This window comes from Streptosporangium minutum (assembly GCF_002149035.1).
Classification (GTDB): Bacteria; Actinomycetota; Actinomycetes; order Streptosporangiales; family Streptosporangiaceae; genus Streptosporangium; species Streptosporangium minutum.
The window spans coordinates 45,878-71,671 of record NZ_NGFP01000008.1; the positions used below are offsets into that span (position 1 = coordinate 45,878).

The 25,794-nt window shown below is 69.2% G+C and carries 30 protein-coding genes; 13 read left to right on the forward strand and 17 right to left on the reverse strand.

Translation table 11 applies throughout. The features are described 5' to 3' along the window. Positions 1 to 24 precede the first annotated feature (24 nt). Both CA984_RS03275 and CA984_RS03280 read left to right on the forward strand, forming a co-directional pair. Positions 25 to 1,086, forward strand: coding sequence for an AraC-like ligand-binding domain-containing protein (locus tag CA984_RS03275; protein ID WP_086567863.1), 1,062 nt, complete (start codon positions 25 to 27; stop codon positions 1,084 to 1,086). A gap of 206 nt (positions 1,087 to 1,292) precedes the next feature. Next, positions 1,293 to 1,625, forward strand: coding sequence for a hypothetical protein (locus tag CA984_RS03280; RefSeq protein ID WP_086567866.1), 333 nt, complete (start codon positions 1,293 to 1,295; stop codon positions 1,623 to 1,625). A 313-nt stretch (positions 1,626 to 1,938) separates the two neighbouring features. On the opposite strand, the gene disA is transcribed toward CA984_RS03280, so the two are convergent. The 5 genes from disA to CA984_RS03305 all read right to left on the reverse strand — a co-directional run bounded on the left by disA (position 1,939) and on the right by CA984_RS03305 (position 6,247). Beyond that, positions 1,939 to 3,024 carry a DNA integrity scanning diadenylate cyclase DisA gene (disA, locus tag CA984_RS03285; RefSeq protein WP_086567869.1) on the reverse strand — a complete coding sequence of 362 codons (1,086 nt, stop codon included), beginning with the start codon at positions 3,022 to 3,024 and terminating at the stop codon, positions 1,939 to 1,941. Positions 3,025 to 3,103: 79 nt separating this feature from the next. Next, entirely contained in the window at positions 3,104 to 4,504 is a 1,401-nt protein-coding gene (gene radA, locus CA984_RS03290) for a DNA repair protein RadA (RefSeq protein ID WP_086567871.1), read from the reverse strand. 246 nt (positions 4,505 to 4,750) lie between these two features. Then, positions 4,751 to 5,065, reverse strand: a complete 315-nt coding sequence (gene trxA, locus CA984_RS03295) for a thioredoxin (RefSeq protein ID WP_086567874.1) — start codon at positions 5,063 to 5,065, stop codon at positions 4,751 to 4,753. Further along, a complete protein-coding gene (locus CA984_RS03300; RefSeq protein ID WP_086567877.1) occupies positions 5,062 to 5,442 on the reverse strand; it encodes a MerR family transcriptional regulator in 381 nt (126 codons plus the stop codon). The genes trxA and CA984_RS03300 overlap by 4 nt, the downstream gene beginning before the upstream one ends. 106 nt (positions 5,443 to 5,548) lie before the next feature. Next, the gene (locus tag CA984_RS03305; RefSeq protein ID WP_165781079.1) at positions 5,549 to 6,247 is read right to left on the reverse strand and encodes a class I SAM-dependent methyltransferase; all 699 of its coding nucleotides are present in this window, start codon (positions 6,245 to 6,247) and stop codon (positions 5,549 to 5,551) included. 161 nt (positions 6,248 to 6,408) lie between these two features. Between CA984_RS03305 and CA984_RS03310 the strand changes: the two genes are divergently transcribed. The 6 genes from CA984_RS03310 (at position 6,409) to CA984_RS03335 (ending at position 12,713) form a co-directional block, all read left to right on the forward strand. Further along, positions 6,409 to 7,221: a sugar phosphate isomerase/epimerase family protein gene (locus tag CA984_RS03310; RefSeq protein WP_086567884.1), complete on the forward strand. Its 813-nt coding sequence runs from the start codon at positions 6,409 to 6,411 to the stop codon at positions 7,219 to 7,221. 84 nt (positions 7,222 to 7,305) lie between these two features. Then, the gene (locus CA984_RS03315) at positions 7,306 to 7,989 is read left to right on the forward strand and encodes a TetR/AcrR family transcriptional regulator (RefSeq protein WP_086567887.1); all 684 of its coding nucleotides are present in this window, start codon (positions 7,306 to 7,308) and stop codon (positions 7,987 to 7,989) included. Between the two features lie 250 nt (positions 7,990 to 8,239). Continuing rightward, positions 8,240 to 10,390, forward strand: a complete 2,151-nt coding sequence (locus CA984_RS03320; RefSeq protein ID WP_086567889.1) for a (Fe-S)-binding protein — start codon at positions 8,240 to 8,242, stop codon at positions 10,388 to 10,390. 155 nt (positions 10,391 to 10,545) lie between these two features. After that, positions 10,546 to 11,340 (forward strand): hypothetical protein, encoded by a 795-nt coding sequence (locus tag CA984_RS03325; RefSeq protein WP_086567892.1) that lies wholly within the window; start codon positions 10,546 to 10,548, stop codon positions 11,338 to 11,340. Between the two features lie 32 nt (positions 11,341 to 11,372). After that, positions 11,373 to 12,407 carry a glycosyltransferase gene (locus CA984_RS03330; RefSeq protein WP_242675703.1) on the forward strand — a complete coding sequence of 345 codons (1,035 nt, stop codon included), beginning with the start codon at positions 11,373 to 11,375 and terminating at the stop codon, positions 12,405 to 12,407. Positions 12,408 to 12,431: 24 nt separating this feature from the next. Continuing rightward, positions 12,432 to 12,713 carry a metal-sensitive transcriptional regulator gene (locus CA984_RS03335; protein WP_086567896.1) on the forward strand — a complete coding sequence of 94 codons (282 nt, stop codon included), beginning with the start codon at positions 12,432 to 12,434 and terminating at the stop codon, positions 12,711 to 12,713. 484 nt (positions 12,714 to 13,197) lie between these two features. Here the strand turns inward: CA984_RS03335 and CA984_RS03340 are convergent, their stop codons facing one another. Next, positions 13,198 to 14,541 (reverse strand): hypothetical protein, encoded by a 1,344-nt coding sequence (locus CA984_RS03340; RefSeq protein WP_086567898.1) that lies wholly within the window; start codon positions 14,539 to 14,541, stop codon positions 13,198 to 13,200. Positions 14,542 to 14,562: 21 nt separating this feature from the next. Further along, on the reverse strand, positions 14,563 to 15,120 hold the full coding sequence (locus CA984_RS03345) for a gamma carbonic anhydrase family protein (protein WP_086567900.1): 558 nt from the start codon (positions 15,118 to 15,120) through the stop codon (positions 14,563 to 14,565). A gap of 173 nt (positions 15,121 to 15,293) precedes the next feature. Here CA984_RS03345 and CA984_RS03350 point away from each other — a divergent pair, with 173 nt between their 5' ends. Beyond that, the gene (locus CA984_RS03350) at positions 15,294 to 16,436 is read left to right on the forward strand and encodes a DivIVA domain-containing protein (protein WP_242675704.1); all 1,143 of its coding nucleotides are present in this window, start codon (positions 15,294 to 15,296) and stop codon (positions 16,434 to 16,436) included. 160 nt (positions 16,437 to 16,596) lie between these two features. On the opposite strand, the gene CA984_RS03355 is transcribed toward CA984_RS03350, so the two are convergent. The 6 genes from CA984_RS03355 to CA984_RS03380 form a co-directional block, all read right to left on the reverse strand. Further along, positions 16,597 to 16,815 carry a hypothetical protein gene (locus CA984_RS03355; protein WP_086567905.1) on the reverse strand — a complete coding sequence of 73 codons (219 nt, stop codon included), beginning with the start codon at positions 16,813 to 16,815 and terminating at the stop codon, positions 16,597 to 16,599. 126 nt (positions 16,816 to 16,941) lie between these two features. Further along, positions 16,942 to 17,694: a GntR family transcriptional regulator gene (locus CA984_RS03360; protein WP_086567908.1), complete on the reverse strand. Its 753-nt coding sequence runs from the start codon at positions 17,692 to 17,694 to the stop codon at positions 16,942 to 16,944. A 150-nt stretch (positions 17,695 to 17,844) separates the two neighbouring features. Next, positions 17,845 to 18,387, reverse strand: coding sequence for a VanZ family protein (locus tag CA984_RS03365; protein ID WP_086567910.1), 543 nt, complete (start codon positions 18,385 to 18,387; stop codon positions 17,845 to 17,847). A gap of 156 nt (positions 18,388 to 18,543) precedes the next feature. Beyond that, positions 18,544 to 19,242, reverse strand: a complete 699-nt coding sequence (locus CA984_RS03370) for a dienelactone hydrolase family protein (RefSeq protein WP_086567912.1) — start codon at positions 19,240 to 19,242, stop codon at positions 18,544 to 18,546. Positions 19,243 to 19,380: 138 nt separating this feature from the next. Next, positions 19,381 to 19,806, reverse strand: a complete 426-nt coding sequence (locus CA984_RS03375; protein WP_165781080.1) for an SRPBCC family protein — start codon at positions 19,804 to 19,806, stop codon at positions 19,381 to 19,383. Then, on the reverse strand, positions 19,803 to 20,141 hold the full coding sequence (locus tag CA984_RS03380) for an ArsR/SmtB family transcription factor (protein ID WP_086567917.1): 339 nt from the start codon (positions 20,139 to 20,141) through the stop codon (positions 19,803 to 19,805). The genes CA984_RS03375 and CA984_RS03380 overlap by 4 nt, the downstream gene beginning before the upstream one ends. 87 nt (positions 20,142 to 20,228) lie before the next feature. On the opposite strand from CA984_RS03380, the gene CA984_RS03385 reads away from it, so the two are divergent. Beyond that, positions 20,229 to 20,717 carry a DUF1579 family protein gene (locus tag CA984_RS03385; RefSeq protein WP_086567919.1) on the forward strand — a complete coding sequence of 163 codons (489 nt, stop codon included), beginning with the start codon at positions 20,229 to 20,231 and terminating at the stop codon, positions 20,715 to 20,717. 21 nt (positions 20,718 to 20,738) lie between these two features. On the opposite strand, the gene CA984_RS49170 is transcribed toward CA984_RS03385, so the two are convergent. From CA984_RS49170 to CA984_RS03395, 3 genes are read right to left on the reverse strand one after another with little or no spacing between them, the layout of a single operon-like run. After that, on the reverse strand, positions 20,739 to 20,987 hold the full coding sequence (locus CA984_RS49170) for a hypothetical protein (RefSeq protein ID WP_423229278.1): 249 nt from the start codon (positions 20,985 to 20,987) through the stop codon (positions 20,739 to 20,741). Beyond that, positions 20,905 to 21,258: a 4a-hydroxytetrahydrobiopterin dehydratase gene (locus CA984_RS03390; RefSeq protein WP_086567944.1), complete on the reverse strand. Its 354-nt coding sequence runs from the start codon at positions 21,256 to 21,258 to the stop codon at positions 20,905 to 20,907. The genes CA984_RS49170 and CA984_RS03390 overlap by 83 nt, the downstream gene beginning before the upstream one ends. 21 nt (positions 21,259 to 21,279) lie before the next feature. Then, on the reverse strand, positions 21,280 to 22,503 hold the full coding sequence (locus CA984_RS03395) for a helix-turn-helix domain-containing protein (RefSeq protein ID WP_133061521.1): 1,224 nt from the start codon (positions 22,501 to 22,503) through the stop codon (positions 21,280 to 21,282). Positions 22,504 to 23,278: 775 nt separating this feature from the next. Here CA984_RS03395 and CA984_RS03405 point away from each other — a divergent pair. The 3 genes from CA984_RS03405 to CA984_RS03415 all read left to right on the forward strand — a co-directional run bounded on the left by CA984_RS03405 (position 23,279) and on the right by CA984_RS03415 (position 25,265). Continuing rightward, the gene (locus CA984_RS03405; protein ID WP_165781081.1) at positions 23,279 to 24,535 is read left to right on the forward strand and encodes a helix-turn-helix domain-containing protein; all 1,257 of its coding nucleotides are present in this window, start codon (positions 23,279 to 23,281) and stop codon (positions 24,533 to 24,535) included. Positions 24,536 to 24,747: 212 nt separating this feature from the next. Then, the gene (locus tag CA984_RS03410) at positions 24,748 to 24,978 is read left to right on the forward strand and encodes a hypothetical protein (RefSeq protein ID WP_133061522.1); all 231 of its coding nucleotides are present in this window, start codon (positions 24,748 to 24,750) and stop codon (positions 24,976 to 24,978) included. A 20-nt stretch (positions 24,979 to 24,998) separates the two neighbouring features. Continuing rightward, the gene (locus CA984_RS03415) at positions 24,999 to 25,265 is read left to right on the forward strand and encodes a hypothetical protein (RefSeq protein ID WP_133061523.1); all 267 of its coding nucleotides are present in this window, start codon (positions 24,999 to 25,001) and stop codon (positions 25,263 to 25,265) included. Positions 25,266 to 25,416: 151 nt separating this feature from the next. Here the strand turns inward: CA984_RS03415 and CA984_RS49445 are convergent, their stop codons facing one another. After that, the gene (locus CA984_RS49445; protein WP_242675705.1) at positions 25,417 to 25,551 is read right to left on the reverse strand and encodes an IclR family transcriptional regulator C-terminal domain-containing protein; all 135 of its coding nucleotides are present in this window, start codon (positions 25,549 to 25,551) and stop codon (positions 25,417 to 25,419) included. Positions 25,552 to 25,794 lie beyond the last annotated feature (243 nt).

Genomic DNA, 25,794 nt, shown 5'->3' on the forward strand with positions numbered 1-25,794 from the left:
TCGGCCAACGCGAAGGAGAGTGACATGCTGTCCGAGACGGTGTTCCGGAGTGATGACGTGCCTGCGGCGGATCGGTTCGAGCAGTGGCGTGATCTCATCAATCAGGCGCACGCGCCCATGGAGATGTCCAGCGATTACCGGGAGGATTTCCGGGCCTCCCAGCATCTGCTGGATCTCGGCCCCGTTTCCGTATGGCGGACGGCCTTCCAGCCCCTGTGCTGTCGCCGGACCCCGAAGCTGATCCGGCAGTCCGATCCCGAAGGGGTGCACTTGTCGCTGCCCACGAACGGTCCTCTCGTGACCGTCCGTGAAGATCACGAGATCGTGTACGGGCCATATGACCTGTGTGTTCACGACACCTCGCAGCCTACCGATTTACACGCGGGTGACTTCTCCGACCTGCATACGGGCGTGGCGCTTGAGATTCCCAAGGCGTTGCTGCACCTGCCCGGGAACACGCTCGAGAAGCTGACCACGCGCCAGCTGCCGGTGCGGGAGGGCTTCGGCGCCCTGCTGGCCCATTTCCTCACCCATTTGACGGAAGGAGCCGGCTCGTACCAGCCGTCCGACGGGCTGCGGCTGGGGACGGTCGCGGTCGACCTCGTGTCCGCGTTGTTCGCCCGCACCCTGGAGGCCGACGACATCCTCCCGCCGGAAACCCACCGACGGACCCTGATCCTGCGCATTCACGCCTTCATCGAGCTCAACCTCGCCGACCGCGCTCTGACGCCGGCCGTTATCGCGACCCATCACCACATATCCGTCCGCTACCTGCAGCTCCTCTTCCAGCAGCAGGACAAGACCGTGATGGGCTGGATCCGCCGGCGACGCCTCGAACGGTGCCGCGAGGACCTCGCCGACCCCTCCCTGCGCGGTCACTCGATCCGTGCCGTCGCCCTGCGGAGGGGCTTCGCCACCTCCGCCGACTTCAGCCGCGCGTTCCGTTCCGCGTACGGCATGTCTCCTTCGGAATACCGCCATGCGGCACGCGCCGGTGATCGGAGTGCGATCCCGCCGGCGAACGCCTTGGACACCACGCCGCCGACGGTCCTGAACAACGGCGGACACCTCTCTCCGGATATGTGAGGAGGAAAGTCAAGGCGGCGGCGCCGCACTCCTCCCGAGCGGATGACGGCCGGCGCCGGACCCCCGTGTGCGCTCATCGCCAAGGAACACTGCGCGCCGTGGTAAAGACTTCCGTGATCGGTCACCGGAATACTGAACCGGTCGGATCGCAATGGGTGGATTTGACACCGCACGTTTCCGTGAACTTCTTAGCAAAGGGGAAAGAAATGAAGCGGACCCTCAAACAATGGGGCGCCCTCGGCGCCGCGGCCGTATCGCTGGCAGGGGTCATGGTCGTCGCAGGCGGGACGACGTCGGCGCATGCGGACACCCGGTGCACCTGGGGATGGATCAAGATCAACGACAGTGCCGGCGGAGATCCCATCAGCGATGCCCGCGGTCACTCCCACAGCAGCGGCAACCATTACGTCCGCGATTACGGGCGGGATGCCAACTCGGGGATGTACATATGGAACTGGTGGGCGGACAACGACGGCGGGTCGGACGGTGACACGTCGGACACCTACTTCGGGTCGCGCTGGTGCAGTAACGCCCCCTGACAGTGACGCCCGGTGAACGAGCGACATCTCCGTCCGCGAAGGCGTCGGGACGCATGACACCTCTGACGCCGCATACCGGTCGTCGATCGATCGCCGAGTGACGCATCGAGGGCGCTGGCCGGCGGGCGGGCAGCTCGGAACAGAGCCGCCGCGAGGTGGGAGACCCTGTTCGCCCAGCCGGGTGATCAGGGTCTCCCGGGTTACGGCCGGCCCGGCGAACGGCACGCGGAGGTAGGCATCGAGTGTTCGGGACCCGGCCGGCTCGATGCCGTTCTCCCGCCCGCCAGGGCCCGTCCCGCGGATCTCCGCGGTCTCAGACGTAGCGCTCCAGGATGGAGGACTCGGCCAGCCGGGAGAGGCCCTCACGGATGTGGCGGGCCCTGGCCTCGCCGACCCCGCCCACCTCCTGCAGGTCGCCGATGCTGGCGGCCAGGAGTTTCTGCAGGCTGCCGAACTGGTCGACCAGCCGGTCGACCACCGTGCCCGGGAGGCGGGGGACCTTGGCCAGCAGGCGGTAGCCCCGGGGGCTCACCGGGCTGTCCAGGGCGTCGTTGCCCGAGTGGCCGAGGACCTGGGCGACGACGGAGAGGTCGAGCAGGTCGCTGGAGGACAGCTCGTCGAGATCGTGCAGGGCCTCGGCGAACTTGCGGGGACGACGGCCCGCCATCGGCAGGTAGTCGCGCACGATCAGCTCGCGGTCGGTCTCGGTCCCGGCCACCAGCTCGTCGAACTGCAGGGACAGCAGACGGCCGTCGGTGCCGAGCTCGACGACGTAGCCGGCGATCTCCTCGGAGATGCGCCGGACCATCTCCAGGCGCTGGGCGACCACCGCGATGTCGCGGACCGTGACCAGGTCCTCGATCTCCAGCGCCGACAGCGTGCCGGAGACCTCGTCCAGGCGGAGCTTGTAGCGCTCAAGGGTGGCCAGGGCCTGGTTGGCCCTGGAGAGGATCGCCGCCGACTCCTCCAGCACGTAGCGGAAGCCGTCCAGGTAGAGGGCGATGATCCGCATGGACTTGCTGAGGGAGATGACGGGCACGGACGTCTGCACGGCCACTCGCTGGGCGGTGCGGTGCCGGGTGCCCGACTCGTCGGTGGGGATGGACGGGTCGGGCATCAGGTGCACGGCCGCGCGCACGATCCTGAGGTCGCCCGCGTTCAACACGATGGCACCGTCCATCTTGGCGAGCTCACGCAGCCGCGTCGCGGAGAACTCGACGTCCAGCTCGAAGCCGCCGCTGCAGATCTCCTCGACCGTGCTGTCGTGGCCGAGGACGATCAGACCGCCTGTGTGGCCGCGAAGGATGCGTTCCAGGCCGTCGCGGAGCGCGGTGCCCGGAGCGACCGCGGCGAGGACGGCCCTGCGGCGCTCGTCGAGCCCTTTGTAGTTTGCTGGCACATGACCCCCGTGGTCCGCGTATCACGCTCAGCTTACCGGCGGCCGCCCCGCGGAGGCCCGAATCGCCGGATGGTCACCTCTAGGTGACGTGAGTGAGGGCGTCCCAGACGTTGTCCGCCTCGACGACGTCGAACCCCGGCAGGAAGCTCGCGCTCCGGCCGCCGACCGGGACCAGGGAGCGTTCGCCGTTCTTTCGCTTGCCCGCGTCGAGGGAGCCGGCCGGGACCAGGGCGCGGGTGAAGCCCAGCCGTGCCGCCTCCGACAGGCGGCGGCGCACGTCGCGCACCGGGCGCAGCTCGCCGGCCAGGCCCACCTCGCCCATCACGATCAGCCCGGGTGGCAGTGCCTTGTCTCCGGCGGCGCTGGCCACCGCGAGCATCACCGACAGGTCCACCGCCGGATCGCTGAGCTTGATGCCGCCCACGGTCGCAGTGAACACGTCGCAGCCGCCGAGCTTGGCGTTGAGCCGCCGCTCCAGCACGGCCAGCACCATCGTCACCCGGTAGGTGTCGAGCCCGGAGGAGGAGCGGCGCGGCTGCTGCGCCTCGGTCCGCGCGACCAGGGCCTGGACCTCCGCGGGCAGCGGCCGGGTGCCCTCCAGGGTGACCGTGACGCACGTGCCGGGCACCGGTTCGGCGCGGTGGGAGACGAACAGGCCGCTGGCGTCGGCGATCCCCTCGATGCCGCCCTCGTGCAGGTCGAAGCAGCCGACCTCGTCGACGGGGCCGTACCGGTTCTTGATGGCGCGGACCATGCGGAGCCGGGAGTGCCGGTCGCCCTCGAAGTGGAGCACGACGTCGACCAGGTGCTCAAGCGTCCGGGGGCCCGCGATCGAGCCCTCCTTGGTGACGTGGCCGACCAGCACCGTGGACATGCCCCGCTCCTTGGCCAGCCGGACCAGGTTGCCGGCGACCTCCCTGACCTGGGTGACCCCGCCGGGCACCCCGGTCGCCTGGGCCGAGCCGATCGTCTGCACCGAGTCGACGATGAGCAGGTCCGGCTGGACCTTCTCCACGTGGGTCACCAGCGCGCTCAGGTCGGTCTCGGCCGCGAGGTAGAGCTGGTCCTGGATCGCGCCGATCCGGTCGGCCCTGACCCGCACCTGGGCGGCCGACTCCTCGCCCGTGATGTAGAGGACGGTCTGCTGCCGGGCGATCTTGGCCGCCGCCTCCAGCAGGAGCGTGGACTTGCCGATGCCCGGCTCCCCGGCCAGCAGCACGACGGCGCCCGGCACGAGGCCGCCGCCGAGCACCCGGTCGAGCTCGGGCACGCCGGTGCCGCGCGCGTGCGCCACCTCGGCCTTGACCTGTCCGATCGGGACGGCGGGGGCCGACACCGCCCCGGCGGAGGCGACGTTCACGCCACCGCGGGCGGTCTCCTCCTCGACCGTGCCCCAGGCCTGGCACTCGCCGCAGCGACCCACCCATTTGGCGGTCTGCCAACCGCACTCACCACAGCGATAGCCGACCTTCTTAGCCATGGCCGCACGTTACCGGTCCCGACCGACAACTTTCACCCGGTACGGCTCACGCCGTACCGGGGAGGGCGGAAAGGCGTCACACGGCCCGGCGGCGGTCCGGCCCTTCCTCGGCCGGGTCCTCGGCCGCGGGCCGTACCGTGGGGGCTCAGGAGCGGCTGGGCCGGGGCGGCCTGCTCCCCGATGTCCACGGCCGGTGGGACGGGGAGCCCCGAGCGGCGCCGCGGGTCCTGCGGGAGCCGGGGGCGCCTAGATGTGGTCTTCGAGGTTGGCGAGGAGCAGGCGCTTGGGCTTGGCGCCGATGATCTGCTGGACCACCTCGCCGCCCTTGTAGAGGTTGAGCGTCGGCAGGCCCATGACGCCGTAGCGGGCCGCGATCTCCTGGTGCTCGTCGTAGTTGAGCTTGGCGATCGTGACGCGGTCGCCGTACTCGGCCTCGATCTGCTCCAGAACCGGCGCGATCATCCGGCACGGCCCGCACCACTCGGCCCAGAAGTCGACCAGGACGGGCTTGTCGCTCTGGAGCACCTGCTCGGCGAAGTTCTCGGCGGTCAAAGTGATCATGACTCTCCCTGCTTTCTCAGTACGCATCCGGGACAGGCCTCGGTCAGCTGTCCGGCGACCTCGGCCCGCCGGGCGAGCAGCGTGCGGATCTCGTCGTCGATCTCGGCCAGCTTGCGCTGGTAGACCGCCACCGACTCCGGGCAGGACCCGCCCGACTCGTGGCCGGCCCGCAGGCACGCCACGAACGGCCGGGCGTCATCCAGGGTGAAGCCGACGCCGAGCAGCGACCTGATCTCGGTGACGAGCTTGAGGTCCGCCTCGCCGTACTCCCGGTAGCCGTTGGCCGCCCGCCGTGCCGTGATCAGCCCCTGCTGCTCGTAGTAGCGCAGCGCGCGGGTGCTGACCCCGGCCCGTCTCGCGAGCTCCCCGATCCGCATCCGTCCTCCTTACGGCCTCACGCTAAACGTTGACATCAACGACAAGGTCAAGCGGTTTCGGAGGACTTTTCATCCCGGCCGTCCGGCAGGCGGCCTCCCGGAGCGGTCAGAACAGCTTCCAGCGCAGGACGTTGGGGTAGGCGAGCTCCAGCCCGGGGGTCTCGGCGATGGCCCGGTCGGCGATCGCGGGGGTGAACTCGATGCGGAGCACCGCCTCCAGGTCGGCGCGGCGCTCGAAGGACATGCGCAGGTCGAGGGGGCGGCTTTGCCAGCCCTGGCGGCTCCAGAAGTCCTCGACGGACCTGGCCGAGTGGGTGGGGACGGTCTGGCTGAACCAGCGGCCGAAGGCGCCGCGGGTGGCGTCGAGGTCGATCACGAAGGCCGCGCCGCCCCGCCGTACCACCCGGGAGAGCTCGGCCAGGCCCGGCTCGCAGCTGGGGCCGAAGAAGTAGGCCCAGCGGGCGACGGCCACGTCCACCGAGGCGTCGGGCAGCGGGAGGGCCTGGGCGACGGCCGCGTGGACCTCGACGTTGGGCAGCGGGCGGCAGCGGCGCCTGGCCAGCTCGACGAGGTCGCCGTGCGGCTCGACACCGATCACCCGGGCGGCGGCGGCCGACAGGGAGGGCAGGTGGTAGCCGCTGCCGCAGCCGATGTCGAGGACCGTCGCGCCGTCCCACGGCCGGATGGCGGCCATCGCCGCATCGGCCTGCCCGTCGGGGTCGACCGCCCGGTTCTCCAGCTCGTAGACGTGCGGGGTGTTCCAGATGTTCGGGCTGGGGATGGCGCCCTGCATGAACCGCGGCATGTCCCCACCGTAGCGATGTGATCTCCGCTGCATCAGCGAGGCCGGACTCCACTCGTCCGCCGTCCCGCTTAGGCTGGCATCGTGAGTGAGCGGAGCGAGCGGGGCCTGCGGGCACGGCGGCGCCCGCTCACGCGAACTCCAGCCGGAGGCGAGGAAGCCGTATGAGCGTTATCCGAGTACCTAGTGCGAAGATCGCGCTGTCCACCGCGTCCGTCTACCCGGAGCGCACGCCGGACGCCTTCGAGCTGGCCGCGAGGCTGGGCTACGACGGCGTCGAGATCATGGTGGGCGCCGACCCCGTGAGCCAGGACGTCGACGTCCTGGAGCGGCTGTCGGACCACTACGGGCTGCCCATCCTGGCCATCCACGCGCCGTGCCTGCTGGTGACCCAGCGGGTGTGGGGCAAGGACCCGTGGGCCAAGCTCCAGCGGGCGCAGCGGGCCGCCGAGCGGGTGGGCGCCAGGACGGTCGTGGTGCATCCGCCGTTCCGCTGGCAGCGCGACTACGCGCGCGACTTCGAGGTCGGCCTGGCCCGGATGCGGGAGGAGACCGACGTGGTCTTCGCCGTGGAGAACATGTTCCCGCTGAAGGCCCGGGGCAACGAGGTCGTGCCCTACTCGCCGGACTGGAACCCGGTCGACTACGACTTCCCGCAGGTGACGCTGGACCTGTCGCACACGGCGGTGTCCGGGGTCGACGCGATGGAGATGTTCACCAAGCTCGGCGACCGGCTCGCCCACCTGCACCTGGCCGACGGCGTCGGGACGGCCAACAAGGACGAGCACCTGGTCCCCGGCCGGGGCGGCCAGCCGTGCGCGCCGATCCTGGAGCGCCTGGCGGGCAACGGCTACGACGGCCTGGTCGTGCTGGAGATCAACACGCGCAAGGCGGCCAGCCGTACGGAGCGGATCGACGACCTCGCCGAGGCGCTGGCCTTCGCGCGCCTGCACCTCGCCACGCCCTCCAGCGTGTGAGCGGGGGACCGGCGATGAGCGTACGACCTCCGGACGGACGGCCCGTAGGTGACACGGCAGAACACATCGGTGAGTGAACGACCTGTGAGCGAACGATCCGCGGACGACGCGGGAGAACGGCCGGTGAGCGGGCGGCCCACGGGCGAGCAGCCCGTAAGCGAGCGGCCCGAGAGCGAGCGGCCCGAGAGCGGCAGGAGGCGTCCCGGGCGCCGGCCCGGGTCGGCGGACACGCGCGGGCAGATCCTCGCGGCCGCCCGCGAGACCTTCTCGGAGAAGGGGTTCGACAAGGCGACCATCCGGGGCATCGCCCGCCAGTCGGGGGTGGACCCGGCGCTGGTCCATCACTACTTCGCCAGCAAGGAGGGGATGTTCGTCGCGGCCATGGAGCTGCCGGTCAACCCCGACGAGGTCATTCCGACGATCATGAACGGGCCGCGCGAGGAGATCGGCGAGCGGCTGACCCGGTTCGTCCTGACGATGACCTCGGAGGCCGAAGCCCGCCAGCCCGTGCTGGCGCTGGTCCGCACCGCGATGACCAACGACCGGGTGGTCTCGATGGTCCGCGAGTTCCTCACGCACGCGCTCGTGAACCGGGTCGCGGAGGGGCTGGGGATCCCGCCGATCCGGATGGAGGCGGCCTTCGCCCAGCTCTTCGGGGTGGTCCTGATGCGCTACGTCGTCAAGCTGGAGCCGCTCGCCTCGGCCGAGATCGAGGAGCTGGTGGAGCTGCTCGCCCCCACGGTCCAGCGCTATCTCGATGGATCCTGACAGCGCCGGCGGGCGGAACTCGGGAGGCGCCGGCGGGCGGCATCACGAGGGCGCCGGCGGGCGGAACCCGGCGGCGACATGTGTACAGAGCATTGTTCTGGGCATCGAAGTGGCCATATGGTGACCACGTTCACCACGGGTCGCGACCGGAGAACATGTTACCCATCGGTAGGATTTGTGGCGACCCGTCGTCACCGTGGATGACCGGCGGTCGTACGCTGGCAGCCAACGCCGTCTGTGGGAGGACCCCGTGCTCTGGGTAGCGATCATCGGGCTGGTCATGACAGCCGTCGCGGTCGCGCTTGCCGCGCGCCGTGTGCTGTTCCTCTACCAGCTCGCCACCGTCGGGCCACCCGCGCCCGAGCGGGTCGAATACGCCAAGAACAATGTAGGCGACGAGATCAAGGCCCAGCTCGTCGAGGTCTTCGGGCAGAAGAAGCTGCTCAAGTGGACGGCCTCGGGCACCGCGCACTTCTTCGTCATGTGGGCTTTCTTCATCCTGGCGACCGTCTACCTGGAGGCCTACGGCTCGCTGATCCAGGGCGCGATCACCGGTACGCCCGACTTCCACATCCCGCTCATCGGGACCTGGGCCGTCCTGGGCTTCCTGCAGGACTTCATCGCGGTCGCGGCCCTGATCGGCCTGATCGCCTTCGCGGTCATCAGGATCAAGAACTCGCCCAAGAAGCTCGGTCGCAGGTCCCGCTTCTCCGGCTCGCATCTCGGCGGCGCCTGGCTCGTCCTCTTCATGATCTTCAATGTGATCTGGACGATGTTCCTCTTCCGCGGCGCGGCGTTCAACACCGGCAATCTCCCCTACGCCTCGGGGGCGTTCGCCTCCGAGGCCACCGCCGCCCTGCTGCGGCCGATGGGCGCCTCCGCCAACGAGGTGCTGGAACACGTCGGGCTGCTCCTGCACATCGGCGTCATGCTGGTGTTCCTGGTCATCGTGGTGAACTCCAAGCACCTGCACATCTTCACCGCGCCGCTGAACGTGATGTTCTCCCGCCGCCCGGACGGCAACGGTCCGGCCCAGCCGATGCGGATCGACGGCAAGGTCGTCGACTTCGAGGACGAGGACCTCGACGGTGACAGGCTGGGGCGCGGCAAGATCGAGGACACCACCTGGAAGGGCTTCCTCGACTTCTACACCTGCACCGAGTGCGGTCGCTGCCAGTCGCAGTGCCCGGCCTGGAACACCGACAAGCCGCTGTCGCCGAAGATGCTCATCCTCGACCAGCGCGACCACGCCTTCAAGGTCGCCCCGTACCTGACGGCCGCCCAGGACCAGCGCGCCGACCTGCACGAGGACGTGCTGGCCCTGCTGGACAAGCCCCTGGTCGGCGAGGACGGCGTCATCCACCCGGACGTGCTGTGGTCCTGCACCAACTGCGGCGCCTGCGTCGAGCAGTGCCCGGTGGACATCGAGCACATCGACCACATCCTCGACATGCGCCGCTACCAGGTGATGGTGGAGTCGAACTTCCCGTCCGAGGCCGGCGTCATGGTCAAGAACCTTGAGAACAAGGGCAACCCGTGGGGGATGTCCGAGATGAAGCGGGCCGACTGGATCGAGGAGCTCGCCGGCCGCGAGGTCGACCCGATCGAGGTCCAGCTCATCGACGAGAAGATGCCCGAGGACACCGAATACCTGTTCTGGGTCGGCTGCGCCGGAGCCCTGGAGGACCGGGCCAAGAAGACCACCAAGGCGGTCGCGGAGCTGCTGCACGTGGCGGGGGTGAAGTTCGCGGTGCTCGGCCCGATGGAGGCCTGCACCGGCGACCCGGCCCGCCGCCTGGGTATGGAGTTCCTCTTCGACATGCTGGCCAAGCAGAACATCGAGACGCTGAACGAGGCCGGGGTCAAGAAGATCGTCGCCACCTGCCCGCACTGCTTCAACACCCTCGCCAACGAGTATCCGCAGCTCGGCGGGACCTACGAGGTCGTCCATCACACCCAGCTCCTGGCCAAGCTGGTGGACGAGGGCAAGCTGGTCCCGGTCACGCCGATCGAGGAGAAGATCACCTACCACGACCCGTGCTTCCTCGGCCGCCACAACAAGGTGTACTCCCAGCCCCGCGACATCATGGCCAAGGTCCCGGGCGTGCAGGCCCAGGAGATGCACCGCCACAAGGAGCGCGGCTTCTGCTGCGGCGCCGGCGGCGCGCGGATGTGGATGGAGGAGCGGATCGGCAAGCGCATCAACACCGAGCGCGTGGACGAGGCGCTGACCACCGACCCCGACACCATCTCCACCGCCTGCCCGTTCTGCCTGGTCATGCTGGGCGACTCGATCAACGAGAAGAAGAACGCGGGCGAGGCGAAGGAGACGCTGGAGGTCGTGGACGTCTCCCAGCTTCTGATCAAGTCCATCAAGGGACAGCCCGTCAAGACGTCCTGAATCCCGGTCAGGCACGGCCCGCTTTGCGGACCGTGCCTGACAATCGGTAAAGATGTTGAGAAAAGGACGCTAGGTCCGAAACTCTTCCTGTCGATTACGGAAAAATCACGGTAACCTCAACGTCGCGTAGCTCATTGACGGGGAGGGAGCTGACGATGCGTGTCGTCGTCACGGATGCCGAGGTCACTCTGGCCGACGTCCTCTCGCTCCGCCTGTCCCTCCGCGAGCCGCTCGCGGGCGACGCCGAACTGATCCTGCGTCACCGGGTCACCGCCGTCGAGCACACGGTGGCGCTGGGCGCCTCCGGAGCGGAGGCGCGCGACGCGACGCTCGCGATCTCGCTGGCGCCGCTGGCCCTCACTCCCGGCCGCTGGGACGTCCACCTGCGGCAGGAGGGGACGCGCACCCGGCTGCGGAGCATCGATCCCGGCTTCTCCCTCGACCATCTCGACGCCTACGCGCTGAGCCGCCGGGCCCTGGCCTACCGGGCCTACCGGACGCGCAACGGCTTCCTGGCCCTGAAGGTCGACGAGGCCGAGCCCGCCGCGGAGGTCCGCGCGGTCTGGTTCCGGGAGGGCCGTTTCGAGGTCACCGGGCTGCTGGCCTTCACCGGCCTCGACGACGACGAGTCCCGGCACGAGGCGCGGCTCGCGCTCCGCCGTAACCACCCCGACGCCGAGCTGACCGCCGTCGCGACGGTCCAGGGGGTCCGCTTCCACGCCGCGCTCTCCCTGTGCGACGTGCTGGCCGCCGCGCCCGAGCAGTCCGGCACCTGGGAACCCTCCCTGGAGGTGGACGGCCTGGCCGCGCCGCTCCGCCTGGCTTCCCGGCTGGACGACGTCGACGGCAAGCACCGCCGCCTGCACTACCCGGCCGAGGAGATCGACGGAGTGCCGATCCGGCCCCGCTACACAGCGGACGACGAGCTCAGGATCGAGGTCGGCGGTTGAGGATCTGCCTGCTTCTCCCCTCCGTCTACGGCATGCGGGGTGATGTCCGATCGGTCGTCAACCTCGCGGGGGAGCTGGCCGAGCGCCACCAGGTCGAGATCATCAGCGTCCGGCGCCACAGGGAGAGGCCGTTCTTCCCGGTGGAGCCGGGGGTGACACTGTCCTGGCTGGTCGACGCCCAGCCCGGTGTGCGGCACCTGCTGCCGCGGGGGCAGATGCGCGCCGAGGTCGCGCTGTGGCGGCGGCTGCGCGCGCTCAAGGCCGATGTGATCATCAGCACCAGGCCGGGGCTGAGCGTCCAGGTGGCCAGGCACGCGCCCCGCGACGTCGTGCGGATCGCCCGGGAGTGGGGCCGGCCGCCGGTGCCCGGACCGATCAAGAAGTTCTACCCCCGCCTGGACGCGGTCGCCACGGCCACCGAGAAGAGCCGTCAGGAGTGGGACGACCTGCTGGCGGCCGGCATCGAGGTCCGGCTGATCCCGGACGCGCTCCCCGCCGGTCCCTGGCCGCGCTCGCGGATGGACAACCGCATCGTCGCGGCGGGCGGGCGGTTGGTGCCGGTGAAGGCCTACGACCGGCTGATCCGCGCGTTCGCCACCATCGCCGGCCGGCGTCCCGACTGGCGGCTGCGCCTGTACGGCGGCGGCCCGGAGGACAGGCGCCTGCGAGGCCTGGTCCAGGACCTGAACCTGCACAACCACGTCTACTTCATGGGCACGACCTCCGATCTGACCGGCGAGTTCGCCAAGGCGTCGATCGTGGCGACGACCTCCCGGACCGAGGTGCTCGGGATGACCGTGATCGAGGCGATGGCCAGCGGGGTGCCGGTGATCGGCTTCGACAGCCCGAGGGGGCCGGGCGAGTTCGTGACCGACGGCCGCAGCGGGGTCCTGGTCCCCGAGGGCGGCGACGAGATCGAGGCGTACGCCTCGGCGCTGCTCGCGCTCATCGACGACGAGCGCCGCCGCCGGGAGCTCGCGGCCGGCGCGCTGGGGGCCGCGGCCGCCTATTCGGCGCCTTCGGTGGCCGAGCAGTGGGAGAAACTGATCGCGTCCACCTCCCGCTGAGCCCGGCCCGGGTACCGTTGGGGCATGCATGGGTACAGCGGAGACAAGCAGGCCTATCTGACCCGGCTGCGGCGGATCGAGGGACAGATCAGGGGCCTGCAGCGGATGGTCGAAGAGGACGCCTACTGCATCGACGTGCTGACACAGGTGTCAGCCGCCACGCGGGCGCTCCAGGCGGTGGCGCTCGACCTGCTGGAGGATCACATCGGGCACTGCGTCGCCGACGCGATCAGCACCGGCGGCCCGGAGGCGGAGGAGAAGGTCAAGGAGGCCTCGGCGGCGATCGCCCGCCTCGTCCGTTCGTGACTAGTCACCGGACCATCTTTCCGAACCACGTCCCGGACCCCTGTCGAGGAGTCCGGGACTAGGTCGTCTGGACGGTTCTCTCATCGGCTTCAGCAGATCGCCGAAGCACTCAATCCGAGCGCGTTGTCGAGCTCCGCCAAGGTGAGTGGCCGTTCGCTGATGGCGACGGCGGTAAGCACCTCGGCATAGAGCGCGATCTCGTCCAACGCGACACGGTCGTGGACCCTAGAGTCCAGGTCGTCGTGCCCCACCGCGTCGTCCTTCCTTCCGCAGCCCACACCCACTTCGAGGTTACGGCGGGCGGTCTTTCGTGCCCATGGCCCATCGGGACCATTCCTTCCGGCACGCTCACGCCCTCAGAAGGATCATTTCCCGATTGCGAGATCACGATTCAGGCAATCGGCCGATGCGTGGGGGGATACAGGGATATAAGGAGAGTAAGGAGAAAATAACTCCATTTGTGGTTTAAGTATGCTGACGCTTGTCAGAAGTGGCGGGGGAAGGTCCCCGATATGCCCGGGATCGGATCGTCCCGCTCGTGCGTCAGGCGATGCACGAGCGCCGAGGCCGTGACGAACCCGCGGTCCGGCACCGTGGTCCCGCTCAGACGGCACCACGCGAGCCCGGTGGCGTAGGCGGCGCCCAGCAGGGCCGCCGCCGAGGCCCGGTCCGGCGGGTGGAGCGCGGAGTGCAGCTCGCCCGAGCGCGGCCAGCATCCCCGCAGCGGATGCGACGGGTCGGTGAGCACCACATGGAGGATGTGACGCAGCTCCGGATCCAGCCACGGGTAGAGCACGTCGGCCGCCCTGGGCGCGGACGCCGCCAGGTCGGCCGCGAGGAGCGAGACCGCCACCGCCCGAGGGTCGGCGCCCTTGGGGACGAGGAACCCCAGGGCCTGGACCAGGTCGTAGAGCGCGTGCTGGAAGTGCTCCCCCGGGGAGGAGTCCGGCAGCGTCACGTGGGGCGGGCAGCGCGACAGCCATGCCTGCCGTACGGCGTCGTCGCCGTAGTGGGCCACGGAGGGGTCGGGGCCGGTACGGCGGAGCACCGGCTCGATCATGGTCAGCAGGGACTCGGCCCGGGGGCGGAAGCGCCGGTCGCCGCGGACCGCGTCGGCGGTGTCGGCCATCAGCGCGACCAGCCGGAGACCGGCCTCGGGGTGACCCGCCCGGACCCGCTCGCCGTACAGCGCCACCAGGTCGTCCAGCGAGGCGGCGGGCAGCCAGCGGACCCACTCGTCGCCGGGGAGCGGGCGGGCCAGGAACTCCCCGAACATCGACAGCAGCACCTCGTTGCCGTCGAACGCCGGGGCGTAGGCGCACCACATGAGCGTGCCCCAGACCGCCGCGACCGGGCTGGCGACCTCCCTGGCGAAGAGGTCGGCGAACGGCCCGGTGAGCGGGAAGTCCTCCCTGCGCCTGCCACGCTGGGCGATGACCAGCTCGCGGACCCGCTCGGTGATCTCGGGGGGCACGTCCGGGCCGACGAAACCCTGGACCGATCCCCGGTCCGCGGTGAAGTCGGGGCCGCCCGGGACCAGGTGGGGCGAGATCATCGAGGTGACCTGGACCACCTGTGCCGCCGCCCGGAAGCCCGGGTCGGCCGGTGGTGCGGCCAGGTGCCAGCGACCGTCCGCGGGATCCTGCCGGTACCACCGGGCGTGCGCGCCGAACAGCCAGCGTCCGCCGTCCGGGGCGGCCAGGGTGCGCAGCGCGACGGCCTGGGCGCGCGCGGGCAGCGGGAGCGCCGCCCACCGGTGGTCGGCGACCATGGCGCGCACATCGCTCTCGATGGCGTCGAAACAGTCCCACTGCCGCACGGCGGTCATGTTACCCATGCTCTCCCGGCGTCAGCGATCAGCACCCGTGTCGCCCGTGACGGGGACGGCCGCCCGATGCCGCGCCGCCTTGGCCATGTAGTTGTCGGGGGTGCGGGCGAAGGAGTCGCGGTCGTCGTCGGTGAGCTCGCGGATGATCTTTCCGGGCACGCCCGCGACGAGCACCCCGGCCGGGATCCTCTTGCCCGGCCCCACCAGGGCGCCGGCCGCGACGAGCGAGCCCGCGCCGATCCGGGCCCCGCCGAGCACGATCGCGCCGATGCCGACGAGCGCGCCGGTCTCCACGTGGGCGCCGTGCACCATGGCCTTGTGGCCGAGGCTGACCCGGGGTTCCAGCACGGCGGGCTCGCGGGGGTCGGCGTGCAGGCAGCACAGGTCCTGGATGTTGCACTCCTCGCCGACCTCGATGAGCTCGTCGTCGCCGCGGAGGACCGAGCCGTACCAGACGTTCGCGGCACGGCCGAGGCGTACCCGGCCGACGACCACCGCGCCGGGGGCGATGTAGGCCTCTGGGTGGATCTGGGGGGTCGCGTCACCGTCGAGGGCGGCGATGTAGGGGCTGGTGTCCATGGGATTGATGTTACGGTGAGTGAGCTTGTCCGATATTTCCGCACGCAGGTCGGGCGTTCCGGTTGCGGACTTGGACAGTAAGCAGGAAAGTCGTCTCCTGACGTCTCCTTTCCCGCCACACAACCTCTACGGGCAGCGCTATGACAAATCAGCACGAGAGCTTTCCCGATCTGATGCATGAGGACTCGTTCGAGGTCGTCATGCGCGGCTACAACCGTCGCCAGGTTCACGACTACATGAACCGCAACCGCCACCAGATCCGTGATCTGGAGGAACGGCTCGCACGGGCGATCGAGCAGGCCGAGCGGGGCCGCATCGAGCTTTCCGAGGCCCGGCGGAGACTCTCCGACGCCCCGCAAGACTACGACGAACTCGGCCAGCGTCTCAGCCAGATCCTGAAGCTGGGCGAGGAGGAGGCGGCCTCCAAGAAGCAGGTCGCCGACGCCGAGGCCAGCAAACTGCGCGAGGACGCCGCCGAAGAGGCCCACCGGCTGGTCAACTCGGCCCTGGAACGGGCCGAGGGCATAATGAACGCCGCCCAGCAGGAGGCCGAGCGCCGGGTCGCCGAGGCCACCGCCGCCGCCGAGCACATGCTCGCCCAGGCCGGCGGCGACGCCGAGGAGACCCTCAACGCGGCGCGCACGGAGTCCGAGGAGACCCTGCGCGGCGCCCGCGCCGAGGCCGACCGGATGGTCACCTCGGCCAGGAGCGAGGCGGAGCGGACGATCGAGAGCGCCCGGGCCGAGGCGGAGTCCACCCTGGGCAGCGCTCGGGCCGAGGCGGAGTCCACCGTGTCCTCCGCCGCCGCCGAGGCCCACGCCATGCTGACGGCGGCCCAGCAGCGTTCCACGGTCCTGGACGAGACCACCGGCCGCCGGGTCTCCTACCTCACCGACACCCACCGCGAGGTCATGCGCCGCCTCAACGAGATGGGCGCCGTGCTGGGGGACCTGATCCACCGCGAGAACGCCGCCGGAGCCCTGATCGACGAGAGCTCCRTGCTCCCGCAGTTTCCCGTCCAGTCCGCCGTCGTCGCCGTTCCGGCGGACGGTGCTCCGGCCGAGGTGACCGCCGGACCCGACCAGCAGGCCGGGCAGGGGGAGGGGCACGGGTCCCGGCAGGGGGCCGAGCCCGGAGCCGAGGCCGAGTCTGACGTGGAGTCCGACGTCGAGGCCGTCCGGGTGATCGTGGACGACGAGCACGAGGACCACGACGACGACTTCGCCGGCGACCGCCGTACCGAGATCTTGGACGACACCGACGTGCGCCTGGGCCGGGGCGCCAAGGAGAACGACGAGTACGCCGCACGGAAGTGACGGCCGTGTCCGCCGCGGGTGGAGCCGGTGACATTCCACAGCCCTGCGGCCGCTGACATCAAGCGGAAGCCCCCGCCCCCGATAGGGTCGGGGGCTTCCGCGATTGGGGGCCCGGCGCCGGGGCCGCGCGAGATCCGCTGACCCGGGCACCGGGCGGCTGTCAGGAATCCCTTCCGTCGGAACGGTCCTGTTGTTCGTGTAACTGCTCTCGCAGTCCTTCCGGTTCGTCCGCGTCGATGGTCATCGCGCAGCCGATGTCACGCTGGGCGGGGGTCAGCGGGTGGTGGCGGGTAGCCCACCACCGACCCGCGTCGCTCCGCCAGATCGTCCAGTCGGGGAACTCCCGGGCGATTTCCGCCAGATGCCGGTCGAATGACATCTATGCACCTTCCCCGCGCCCAGGTCCGTCTGCGTGACGTTCCACTTCCGAAGGTGAGGCACTTCTCTAGAGAAATCAATGATCGTAGGGGACAGGTCAACCTATCGGTTGACGGATGGCCTTGATCTATGAGTCGAAATCGTATTGAAGTACATAAGAGGCGGCGTCGAGGATCATCTCGTTGACCTCGACCGGGAGGCCGGTCGCGGTGTAGGCGATCCGGCCGATCGCGATGACGGGGGTACCGGCCGGCAGGTCGAGCTGGACGGTCTCGTGCGGATGGGGCATTCGGGCGCGCACCTCTTCGCTGAAGCGCACGGGGGTGTGGCCGAGGTCGCCCAGGCGCGCGTAGACGCCTCCCGGGCCGGTGTCGTGCCGTGTGATGGCGGTGTCGTCCACCAGGGCGGCGGGGAAGTGGGAGACCGAGAGCTGCACCGGCCTGCCGTCCACCGAGTAGCGTCGCCGCCGTACCCACACCTCGGTGCTGTTCAGGACCCGGGCCACGGCGTCCTCGGCGACCTCCCTGTCGATGTTCACGTCGTCCACGGTGTAGGGGCGGCCTCTGGTGTCGGAGTCCCAGATCGCGTGGCCCTGCCCCCATTGATCATGTGAGAGCCGCCGGGAACCGTGCCGCCTGATCGGCCGGAACTGGCGGACGTAGACTCCTGAGCCGCGCTTGGGCACGGCCAGTCCTTCATTGATGAGCACGGACAGGGCCTGCCTGGCGGTCGCACGGGCTATGCCGTACTGCGCCATCAGGGCGTTCTCGCCCGGAAGCCGGTCCCCGTCTCGGAGCTCGCCGGACAGGATCGCTTCGCGAAGCCCGTCGGCGATGCGCCGATAGATCGGGGGCTCGGGAGGAACCGGGGATTGCTGCACGTTTGATCACCCTCTGTCACCAACCGGGTTTGGCGTCTCCAGAGAACTTGCCCCGTCTTGTCCACGATCGCACAGATGCAGAGGTTGGTACCGTGCTTCTTTTGAGCGGATCGTGCCTGTGTGGCGATCTCCGGGAGTTTTCCCGGTCCGTTACCGTGGAACGGTCCCATCCACTATTCGCCGGGCCCACCACCGGCGCGTGACGGCCGCGGCCAGTACGGCACCCGCCGTGTTGACCAGCACATCGTCGACGGAGCTCACCCGGCCCAGGCGCAGGCCGTACTGGAGGAGTTCGACGGCGAGTGACGCGGTCGCCGCCACGGCGGCGACCCCGGCGAGCGAGGCGGCGCGCGCCGAGCGGACCGGGAGCATCGCGCCGAGTGCGGCGAAGACCAGCAGATTCCCTCCGACCTGCACGAACGCCGTCTCGCCCGGCCCCTGAAACACCGTCCACAGATCCCTGAACGGGATGAGGCTGAGGCCGCTGCCGCCCGTCCCCGGGGTGAGGATCATCCAGATCCAGGGGGCGGTCCCGATCACCATGACGACGTCGGCGACGGCCGTACGGGCCGGAAAGGGATGGCCCGCGCGGAGGCGGCGCAAGGTCAGAAGGCGGACGGCGATGAGAGCCGGCGGAACCGCCAGGACCGCTGCGATGATGATATTTCCCCATGCGTCCCACACCTGCTGCATGGGGCAATGATGCCGGGGACGGCCACCCGCCGGACGGCTTCCGGGGCTACGGGAAGGTGACCTCCGAGCAAGGGCCCCAGCCGGGACTCCTCCCGCGAGGCGCCGTGAGTCCCGCCCCTGCGTCCCGCCTCCGTGCCCGCGTCCCGGCCACCGGGCTCACCCGAGGTGGCGCCGGAGGAAGTCCACGGCGCGCGCCCAGGCGACCGGCGCAGCCTCGGGATCGTAGAACTGCGGGGCCTCGTGGTTGTGGAAGGCGTGCCCGGCCTTCTCGGCGACGTGCGTCTCGATGCCCGGCCGTCCCGCCGCGGCCTCCTCCACCTTGGCGACCTGCTCGCGGGGGATATAGGGGTCCGAGCCGCCGAACACGAACAGGACCGGGGAGGTGATCTTCTCCATCAGGCCCGTGGCGTCCGGTACGGCGGAGCCGTAGAACGACAGCACCGCGTCCACCTCGGTGGTGGCCGCGAGGAGGTAGCTGATCGAGCCGCCCAGGCAGAATCCGATCACCGCGGCCCCGCCCTCGGCCTCCGGCAGCCCCTTCAGGTGTGCCAGCGCCATGGCCGAGTCGGCCACACCGTGCGGGACGTCGAACTCGGAGGCCAGCTTCAACGACGCGGCCAGCCCGGCCTCGTCGTGGTCGGCCACCCAGTTGGGGTGCAGCCGCCAGAACAGGTCCGGCGCGCCGACGACGTATCCGAGCGCCGCCAGGTCCTCGGCGACCTTCCGGATGTAGGGGCCGACCCCCCAGATCTCCGGGATCAGCAGGACGACGGGTCCGCCGCCGCTCTCCGGCAGCCACAGGTGCAGGTCGAACGAGCCGTCGGCGACGGTGACCGTCTCGGTGCGGGCTTCCATGGATCCTCCCTGAGGACTGATCGGATTGGACGATCAGTGAACCGCATACCCACTGCGCCGGAAGAGTTGCGACCTCTCCGCAGAGGTTGGTCCGTGAGGCGGCAGCAGGGGGCGGCGTACGCGCGTGTGCGACCAGGTTCAGCGGATCTCCTGGCGTTCCGCCGTTTCGCCCAGACGATGGAGCAGGTGCGCCCAGCCGTCGCCGGTCTCCTCTTCGAGTACGGCCGGCAGACCGCTGTGGCGCAGGGTGAGCTCGGTGCCGTCACCGTCCGGGGTCAGGGTGACTTCGACTCGGGAGGCCTCTGGTGGCATGTCGGGCACTCCCGGTGCGGCCTCCCAGCCGAAGGTGAAGACGAGACGTTCGTACGGCACGAGCTCCACGAACCGTCCGCGCATCACCGGGCGTGGGCCCCCGTGCATCGCAACCTGCAAGGTGCCGCCGGGGCGGGCGTCCAGCTCGGCCGTTCCCCACCATTGCGCCAGGCGTGCCGGGTCGGTGAAGAACCGCCAGACCGTCTCGGGACGCGCACGGATGTGCAACGTCTGCTCAATCGTCCTGCTCACAACGATCCCTTCACGTCCTGGTCGCCGGTGTGCGCACGTTCCTCTTGCTCGGCTTCGTGCTGGAGGCGGCTGAGCGAGGTGGACCACATTGTCTCCAGGAACGTCACCGCCTCGGCCAGCCCCTCCGGACGTAGCCGATAGAAGCGGCGATTGCCTGCGCGGCGGACGTCGACGAGGCGGGCTGCTGTCAGCGTTCGCAGATGCTGGGATACCGCAGGGCGACTGATCTCGGGAAAGCGCTCGGCGATCTCGCCTGCCGACACCTCGCGATCCCGCACCAGGACGAGGATGGCGCGGCGGGTCGGGTCCGCCACAGCGCGAAGCGCGTCGTCCATGGGCCACCGCCTTCGTTTGCGCACTGCCGGGACAGTGTGTAAGTGTTTAAGCAACATCTTACACACTTTCGATGACAAGGAGCCGCCATGTCAGGAGACGACAACACCCATGCCCCGCGATCGGAGAACCAGCGCCTGAATGCGCTGGTTGGCCGGTGGCGTTCGCAGGGGCGTATAGCGGCCACCCCGACCGACCCGGCGATCCGCGTCGCCGGATCGGACACCTACGAGTGGCTGGCAGGCGAGCACTTCCTCATTCACCGTGTGGACGTGCGCATGAATGAGGAACACGTCGAGGTCATCGAGATGATCGGGCCCTACGATCCAGCGAGCCGGACCTACCCCATGCGCTCCTTCGACAATCACGGCAACTTCGTCACCATGCGGGCAAGCGTCGACGACGAGGGTGTCTGGACGTTCGCCGGCGAGACGGAGCGGGCGACGCTGGTGATCGCCGAAGACGGCGACTCCATGACGGCCGAATGGGAGCGCACTGACAACGGCTCGAACTGGCGGCACTGGATGGACATGAGCTTCACGAGGACTCCCAGCCCCGGCGCCATCCCCCGCCGCTGAATCCCTCGCAGATCAGAAGCCTCACCGTCGAGTTCGCCTCGCCGTTCCTGGCGGTCCGACGAATGGCACCGTCGCCCCGTGAGCTCCAGCGGTGGTCACCAGTGGCTCGGCGGCCACGACCGGCTGGTCGATGCGTTTGTAGACGTATCCGACGGCCCGTTGCGGAAGGTCTGGCGAGGAACGTCGATCAGATCCGCTGCCTGCCCTTTGGGGTAAAGAGGGGTGACATAGGGGAAGGGGATTCGGCACCGTGGCCGGCGGCGATCGCATCGATGTGGTGCGCGAGCTCGAAGTCCTTGGCCGTGAGGCGGTTTCCAGCGTCGTGAGTGGTGATCACGAAGCGGATCCGTTGCCAGGTGATGTGAACGTCGGGGTGATGGCCGACCTCTCGGGCCTTGGCCGCGACGTACATCGCCATGTGCACACACTCGTGATACGTGTGCTTGAAGGTGCGGGCAATGGCGTGATCCTCGCGCTCCCATCCCGGTAGCCCGGCCAGATGGGCGGTGATCTCCTCTTCGGGCAACGGCTGAAGGGTCATCGGCATCTCCACGTCGATGGATCAGGCGAACTGAGAGATGATCTCAGCCAACTCCCGGCCGGAGGCGGTATCTGCCCAGGCGGTCGCTCGTCGCGGAATGGCTTTGAGTTCCTGACGCAGCCTCGTCGATCCGGTGCCGTCGACAATCGACGCAGTGGCTGACGCGATCTGGACAACTCGTTCCGGTTCAGGGATCGCGGCCAGAGCACTTGCCTGGCGTGCCCAGAACACACCGTTGTCGCGTCGCGCCGACTCCGGTGCCGTGCCGAGGATTTGGTCCCAGAGCGCGATGGCCTCACGGTAGGCGCCCAGCCGGAGGTAAGCGGTCGCTCGTTGGACGTCGATGTATCCGACGGTGCGACGGCAGGCGTTGCCCCACGGATGTTCGTCGTCGACACGATTTACAAGATCGGCCGCCTGATCCAGAAGTCGATCTACTAGATTCTTGTTCTTCACCGGCAACATCGAGTGGCCATGCGCTTGGTGGACCAGAGCGAGTATCCGCACCTTCGGGCACAACTTGCTCTCGTCGACCAAGGCAGCCTCCGCATAGTCGACAACGGTGCGCCCATCCTCCAGATCGACCGCGAGCATCGCTTTATTGGTGAGGGCGTAACTGACGAGCTGCGGGTCCTGAGAGCGATGGGCCATGTCCAAAGTGAGGGTCCGCCAGACCCTGGAGTGGTTGATGTCTCCAGCGTCCTGATAAAGCCAGCCGAGCAGTGCCGCATAAGCGACACCGGCGCTCAGCAGGCCTCGCCGCACAGGCGCGTCGGCTACTTGGGCAAGTTCCTTGATGAGCTGTGCCTGAGTCGCGACGGTCGGAATGAGGTGGCGGGGGCCGAGCCACATGTCCGCTTTGTAGTGGCCGGGAAGCTGTTCGAGGAAGTACATGACGAGCTCCGGAGCTACGGGGCCATGGTGAGGCGGATAAGGCGTGGAGTCGATGGTACTGAGACTCGTCTCCACGATGTCACGGCGCCGTGGCTCCGCCAGGTCGAAGAGATTAGCCTCCTCCAGGCCGAACACCCGGCAGTACAGCAGGCGGTAGGGGTCCTTGGGCTGGTGCTCGCCAGCCTCCCAGTTCTTGATGTTCCGGACAATGCTCTCGCGCTCGGGAAGGCGGCTCCGTGTCTCCTCGCTGGCGGCTTCGGCGAGCTCGCGCGCCAGATCCCGCTGTGACCACTCACGGTCACGCCGTTCAGCTCGCAGCCGTGCGGCCCATGGGGGAGCTTCACCGGGCATCGCAATGCACCTCTTCGCGGCCTGAGGAACCACGCCTTTCCCTCAGTTTCCCCCACTGTCATCTGTCCGTGTGCTGACTTAACGCGTTGTGATGGCTACAGCTTCACAACCTCCAGAAATGGCGAACCCGCCCGGCGCTTGCGACGACCGGACGGGCCCTTGATCAGGAAGTGAGTCCTGAGCCATGACCAACCCTAGTACTCCGGTCCTCGACCGGAAATCGACGATCGGCTGCGGCTGCTTCGCCGACGCGTCGCCCTTGCCGATGGGCTGTGCCACCTGTGGACACGCGCCTTACGCGCATGGCTGTCCCGGTCAGTCCGCTGACCACGAGTATGTCCAGCCCTCCGGCACGCTGATGGCCGTGCGTCTGGAGGTTCGCCGTACCGGCTCATCTCCCCTGCCCTGCTTTGAGCTGCCCGCGACCGTGGCCCCGGCCGAGACGATCCCGCTGGTGCCCGCCCAACTCCAACCCGAGCAGACTCCGATCACCGCGCCCGCCGTACCCGCGCCTGTGTCCAGGCGGGTGCCGCATCCCGTACGACGCCCGGCATCCATGCTCCCGACCACCGTCACCTGTCGGCGCGGAGACCGGCGACGGCCGATGTCCTGTGCCGCCATCACCACGCCCCCACGGCGGCCGTCCCTGTCGGACTGCGGGTTCCAGAGACTTCTTCCCCACTCTTACGACACCTGACCGTCGTTCAGGGGGATGAATCCGCGAGTCGGGATTTACCCTGAAGGCAGGCCGACCCCTGATGAGGTGTTCTGGATCATGGCGGTGGAACCAGCCCTCGGTGACAACCTGGCGCGCATTCGGGTGAGTAAGGGCCTCACGCAAGAGGACCTGGAGGAGCGCTCGGGCGTCAGCGTGTCCACGATTCGCAAGCTTGAGCAGGGTGACCGCAAGAGCGCCCGTGTGTCGACGCTGCGTAAACTGGCGCAGGCGTTGAATGTACGGACCTCCGATCTGTTCCAGCCTTCCCCGGAACCCGTGTCGCCGCTGGACGAGACCGTGCACGCGGACCTCTTCGCGCTGCGCCGGACGCTCAAGCCGGTGCGCGGGCTGGCAGGCGTCCAGATGCCCGATCTTGACGGCCCGGTCACCTATGAGTCGGTGCGGGCCTCGTTCCTGGCGGCGAACGGGCTGTATCGGGAGGACGACTACCGGGCGGTCGTGCAGACGATTCCCCCACTGTTGCTGGAGGCTCGTTCGCTGGTGGCCGACGCGCGAAGCGGGGACGAAGAACGCGCCGCGCTGACGCTGTTGTCGCAGACCTTCCAGTTCTCCGCCCAGGCCCTGATCCAGCTCCAGCAGTACGACCTCGCCTACCAGGCGATCTCTGAGGGGATCACGGCGGCGGAGCGGGCCGATGACCCGCTGCTGGGCGCGTGGAACGTCTTCAACGAGTGCTGGCTGTTCCTGCGCGAGGGGCGCTTGGAGGACTCCCGGCGTGCTGCGCTGACGACCGCTGAGGCCATCGAACCGCGATTCTCGACGGGTGACCCGGCGGAGTTCGCCACCTGGGGATGGCTGCTGCTGTGGGCGTCGGCGGCGGCCGTACGCAACAACCAGGGGGACGACGCCGAGGAGATGCTGACGCTCGCTCGGGCGGGTGCTCATCGCATCCAGGGGCGGGAGTTGGAGGCTCCCGCGTTGTGGGCGGCTCGGGGCTCGTCCACCTTCGCCGGCTTCTCTCCCGAGCTGATCCAGATCAAGGCCGTCGAGTACGCCGTGGTCCAGGGGAAGAGCGCCAGGGCTCTGGAGATCCATGAGGGTGTCCGGCCATCGGGAAAGCTGTCGAGCAGCACGCGGCACCGGTACATGTTCGACGTGGCCAGTGCCCACGCCGCCGAAAGCAACACGACCGAGTCGTGGGCGATCCTCCATGACCTACGGACGCGGGTGCCGCACTGGCTCAGGTATCAGTCGTTCGCCCGGCGCGTGGTCGACCAGCTCATCGAGGACCGATCGCGGGCACTGCGGGCCGAGCACGCCGAGATCGCGAGCTTCCTGGGGATCGAGTCCTGATCTGACTGCCACCTTGTGTGGCAGGCGTCGCGGTCACGATCTCCAAATGCCACATTACGTATCTGGAGTCGACGTTAACTCTCCGTGATGCTGTTCGCATGGTCGCTATCCCTTCCGAAACGGCGAGATCCGATGCTCCCCGCGCTGCTTGCGCCGCTGCGGAGAGACTGCGGACCGAGCTTGCGGCTCTTGGCGTCCGTGCCGACGTTCACGTGGGGTACGGCGTCGCCCTGGTGTCGGTCTGGCGTGAGCTGCTCGTCTGGACGGACGGCACGGTGTACCGGTGGTGGACGGGTCACCTGTCACCGAAGACGAGGCGGCGGCTCTACACGGCCTACGGTGTGGACAACCCGGCTACGGCGGCGCGCTGTGTCGCGCATCGGCGCGAAGAACTCCAGCGGGCGCATACCCCGTCGGAGTCGATCGCGGGGCAGATGTCGTGATCGGACTGGAGGAAGAGTGCGTGAGCCCGCACGTGGTGATGGCGCAGCGGAATCATGTGCGGCTGGACTGGCGCAGGCCGTACCGGACGCTGGAGCGGGTGCGGCCGACGGCATGGACATGCGCATGCCGGGCCACGGTGTACGAGCTGTGCGAGGGCGGCGGCCGGTCCTTCATCCGCCGGACGACGCAGCTCGACGGCAACCGTCAGGTGGACGAGTCCCCACGGTGGCCGGTCAATGAGGCTCGGGTGATCTGGACGGCGTTGCTGTCCGGAAGAGCCCGGTAGAGACGGGCGTGGCGGCGTGGGATCTGGAGGGACGGCGTCGCCACGCCTGACGAGATGCCAGAGGTCGACCGGGTGGCTCCTGGCATCTCTCATCGACGGCCGCCGACCCTGTCCGGACGGCAGGAGGCCGCGACCCGTCCGTTCCGGCCGGTCAGATGGTCCTGGCCAGGGCGCGGGAGATGCCCAGGGCGGCGGCCTTGACGACGGGGGCCAGGCGGGTGGGCTGGAAACGGACCAGGGGGACGGAGACGGACAGGGCGGCGACGGCCATGCCGTCGCTGAACACCGGGGCGGCGATGCAGGCCCCGCCGCCCTGGGCATCTCCCGCGCCCTGGCCAGGACCATCTGACCGGCCGGAACGGACGGGTCGCGGCCTCCTGCCGTCCGGACAGGGTCGGCGGCCGTCGATGAGAGATGCCAGGAGCCACCCGGTCGACCTCTGGCATCTCGTCAGGCGTGGCGACGCCGTCCCTCCAGATCCCACGCCGCCACGCCCGTCTCTACCGGGCTCTTCCGGACAGCAACGCCG

Excerpts from the sequence above, each read along its gene's own strand:
- CA984_RS03275 (WP_086567863.1), top strand. The coding sequence starts at position 25 with ATGCTGTCCGAGACGGTGTTCCGGAGTGATGACGTGCCTGCGGCGGAT.
- CA984_RS03280 (WP_086567866.1), top strand. The coding sequence starts at position 1,293 with ATGAAGCGGACCCTCAAACAATGGGGCGCCCTCGGCGCCGCGGCCGTA.
- radA (WP_086567871.1), bottom strand. The coding sequence starts at position 4,504 with ATGGCTAAGAAGGTCGGCTATCGCTGTGGTGAGTGCGGTTGGCAGACC.
- trxA (WP_086567874.1), bottom strand. The coding sequence starts at position 5,065 with ATGATCACTTTGACCGCCGAGAACTTCGCCGAGCAGGTGCTCCAGAGC.
- CA984_RS03300 (WP_086567877.1), bottom strand. The coding sequence starts at position 5,442 with ATGCGGATCGGGGAGCTCGCGAGACGGGCCGGGGTCAGCACCCGCGCG.
- CA984_RS03305 (WP_165781079.1), bottom strand. The coding sequence starts at position 6,247 with ATGCCGCGGTTCATGCAGGGCGCCATCCCCAGCCCGAACATCTGGAAC.
- CA984_RS03310 (WP_086567884.1), top strand. The coding sequence starts at position 6,409 with ATGAGCGTTATCCGAGTACCTAGTGCGAAGATCGCGCTGTCCACCGCG.
- CA984_RS03325 (WP_086567892.1), top strand. The coding sequence starts at position 10,546 with ATGCGTGTCGTCGTCACGGATGCCGAGGTCACTCTGGCCGACGTCCTC.
- CA984_RS03330 (WP_242675703.1), top strand. The coding sequence starts at position 11,373 with ATGCGGGGTGATGTCCGATCGGTCGTCAACCTCGCGGGGGAGCTGGCC.
- CA984_RS03335 (WP_086567896.1), top strand. The coding sequence starts at position 12,432 with ATGCATGGGTACAGCGGAGACAAGCAGGCCTATCTGACCCGGCTGCGG.
- CA984_RS03340 (WP_086567898.1), bottom strand. The coding sequence starts at position 14,541 with ATGACCGCCGTGCGGCAGTGGGACTGTTTCGACGCCATCGAGAGCGAT.
- CA984_RS03345 (WP_086567900.1), bottom strand. The coding sequence starts at position 15,120 with ATGGACACCAGCCCCTACATCGCCGCCCTCGACGGTGACGCGACCCCC.
- CA984_RS03355 (WP_086567905.1), bottom strand. The coding sequence starts at position 16,815 with ATGTCATTCGACCGGCATCTGGCGGAAATCGCCCGGGAGTTCCCCGAC.
- CA984_RS03365 (WP_086567910.1), bottom strand. The coding sequence starts at position 18,387 with ATGCAGCAGGTGTGGGACGCATGGGGAAATATCATCATCGCAGCGGTC.
- CA984_RS03370 (WP_086567912.1), bottom strand. The coding sequence starts at position 19,242 with ATGGAAGCCCGCACCGAGACGGTCACCGTCGCCGACGGCTCGTTCGAC.
- CA984_RS03380 (WP_086567917.1), bottom strand. The coding sequence starts at position 20,141 with ATGGACGACGCGCTTCGCGCTGTGGCGGACCCGACCCGCCGCGCCATC.
- CA984_RS03385 (WP_086567919.1), top strand. The coding sequence starts at position 20,229 with ATGTCAGGAGACGACAACACCCATGCCCCGCGATCGGAGAACCAGCGC.
- CA984_RS49170 (WP_423229278.1), bottom strand. The coding sequence starts at position 20,987 with ATGCGATCGCCGCCGGCCACGGTGCCGAATCCCCTTCCCCTATGTCAC.
- CA984_RS03390 (WP_086567944.1), bottom strand. The coding sequence starts at position 21,258 with ATGACCCTTCAGCCGTTGCCCGAAGAGGAGATCACCGCCCATCTGGCC.
- CA984_RS03395 (WP_133061521.1), bottom strand. The coding sequence starts at position 22,503 with ATGCCCGGTGAAGCTCCCCCATGGGCCGCACGGCTGCGAGCTGAACGG.
- CA984_RS03405 (WP_165781081.1), top strand. The coding sequence starts at position 23,279 with ATGGCGGTGGAACCAGCCCTCGGTGACAACCTGGCGCGCATTCGGGTG.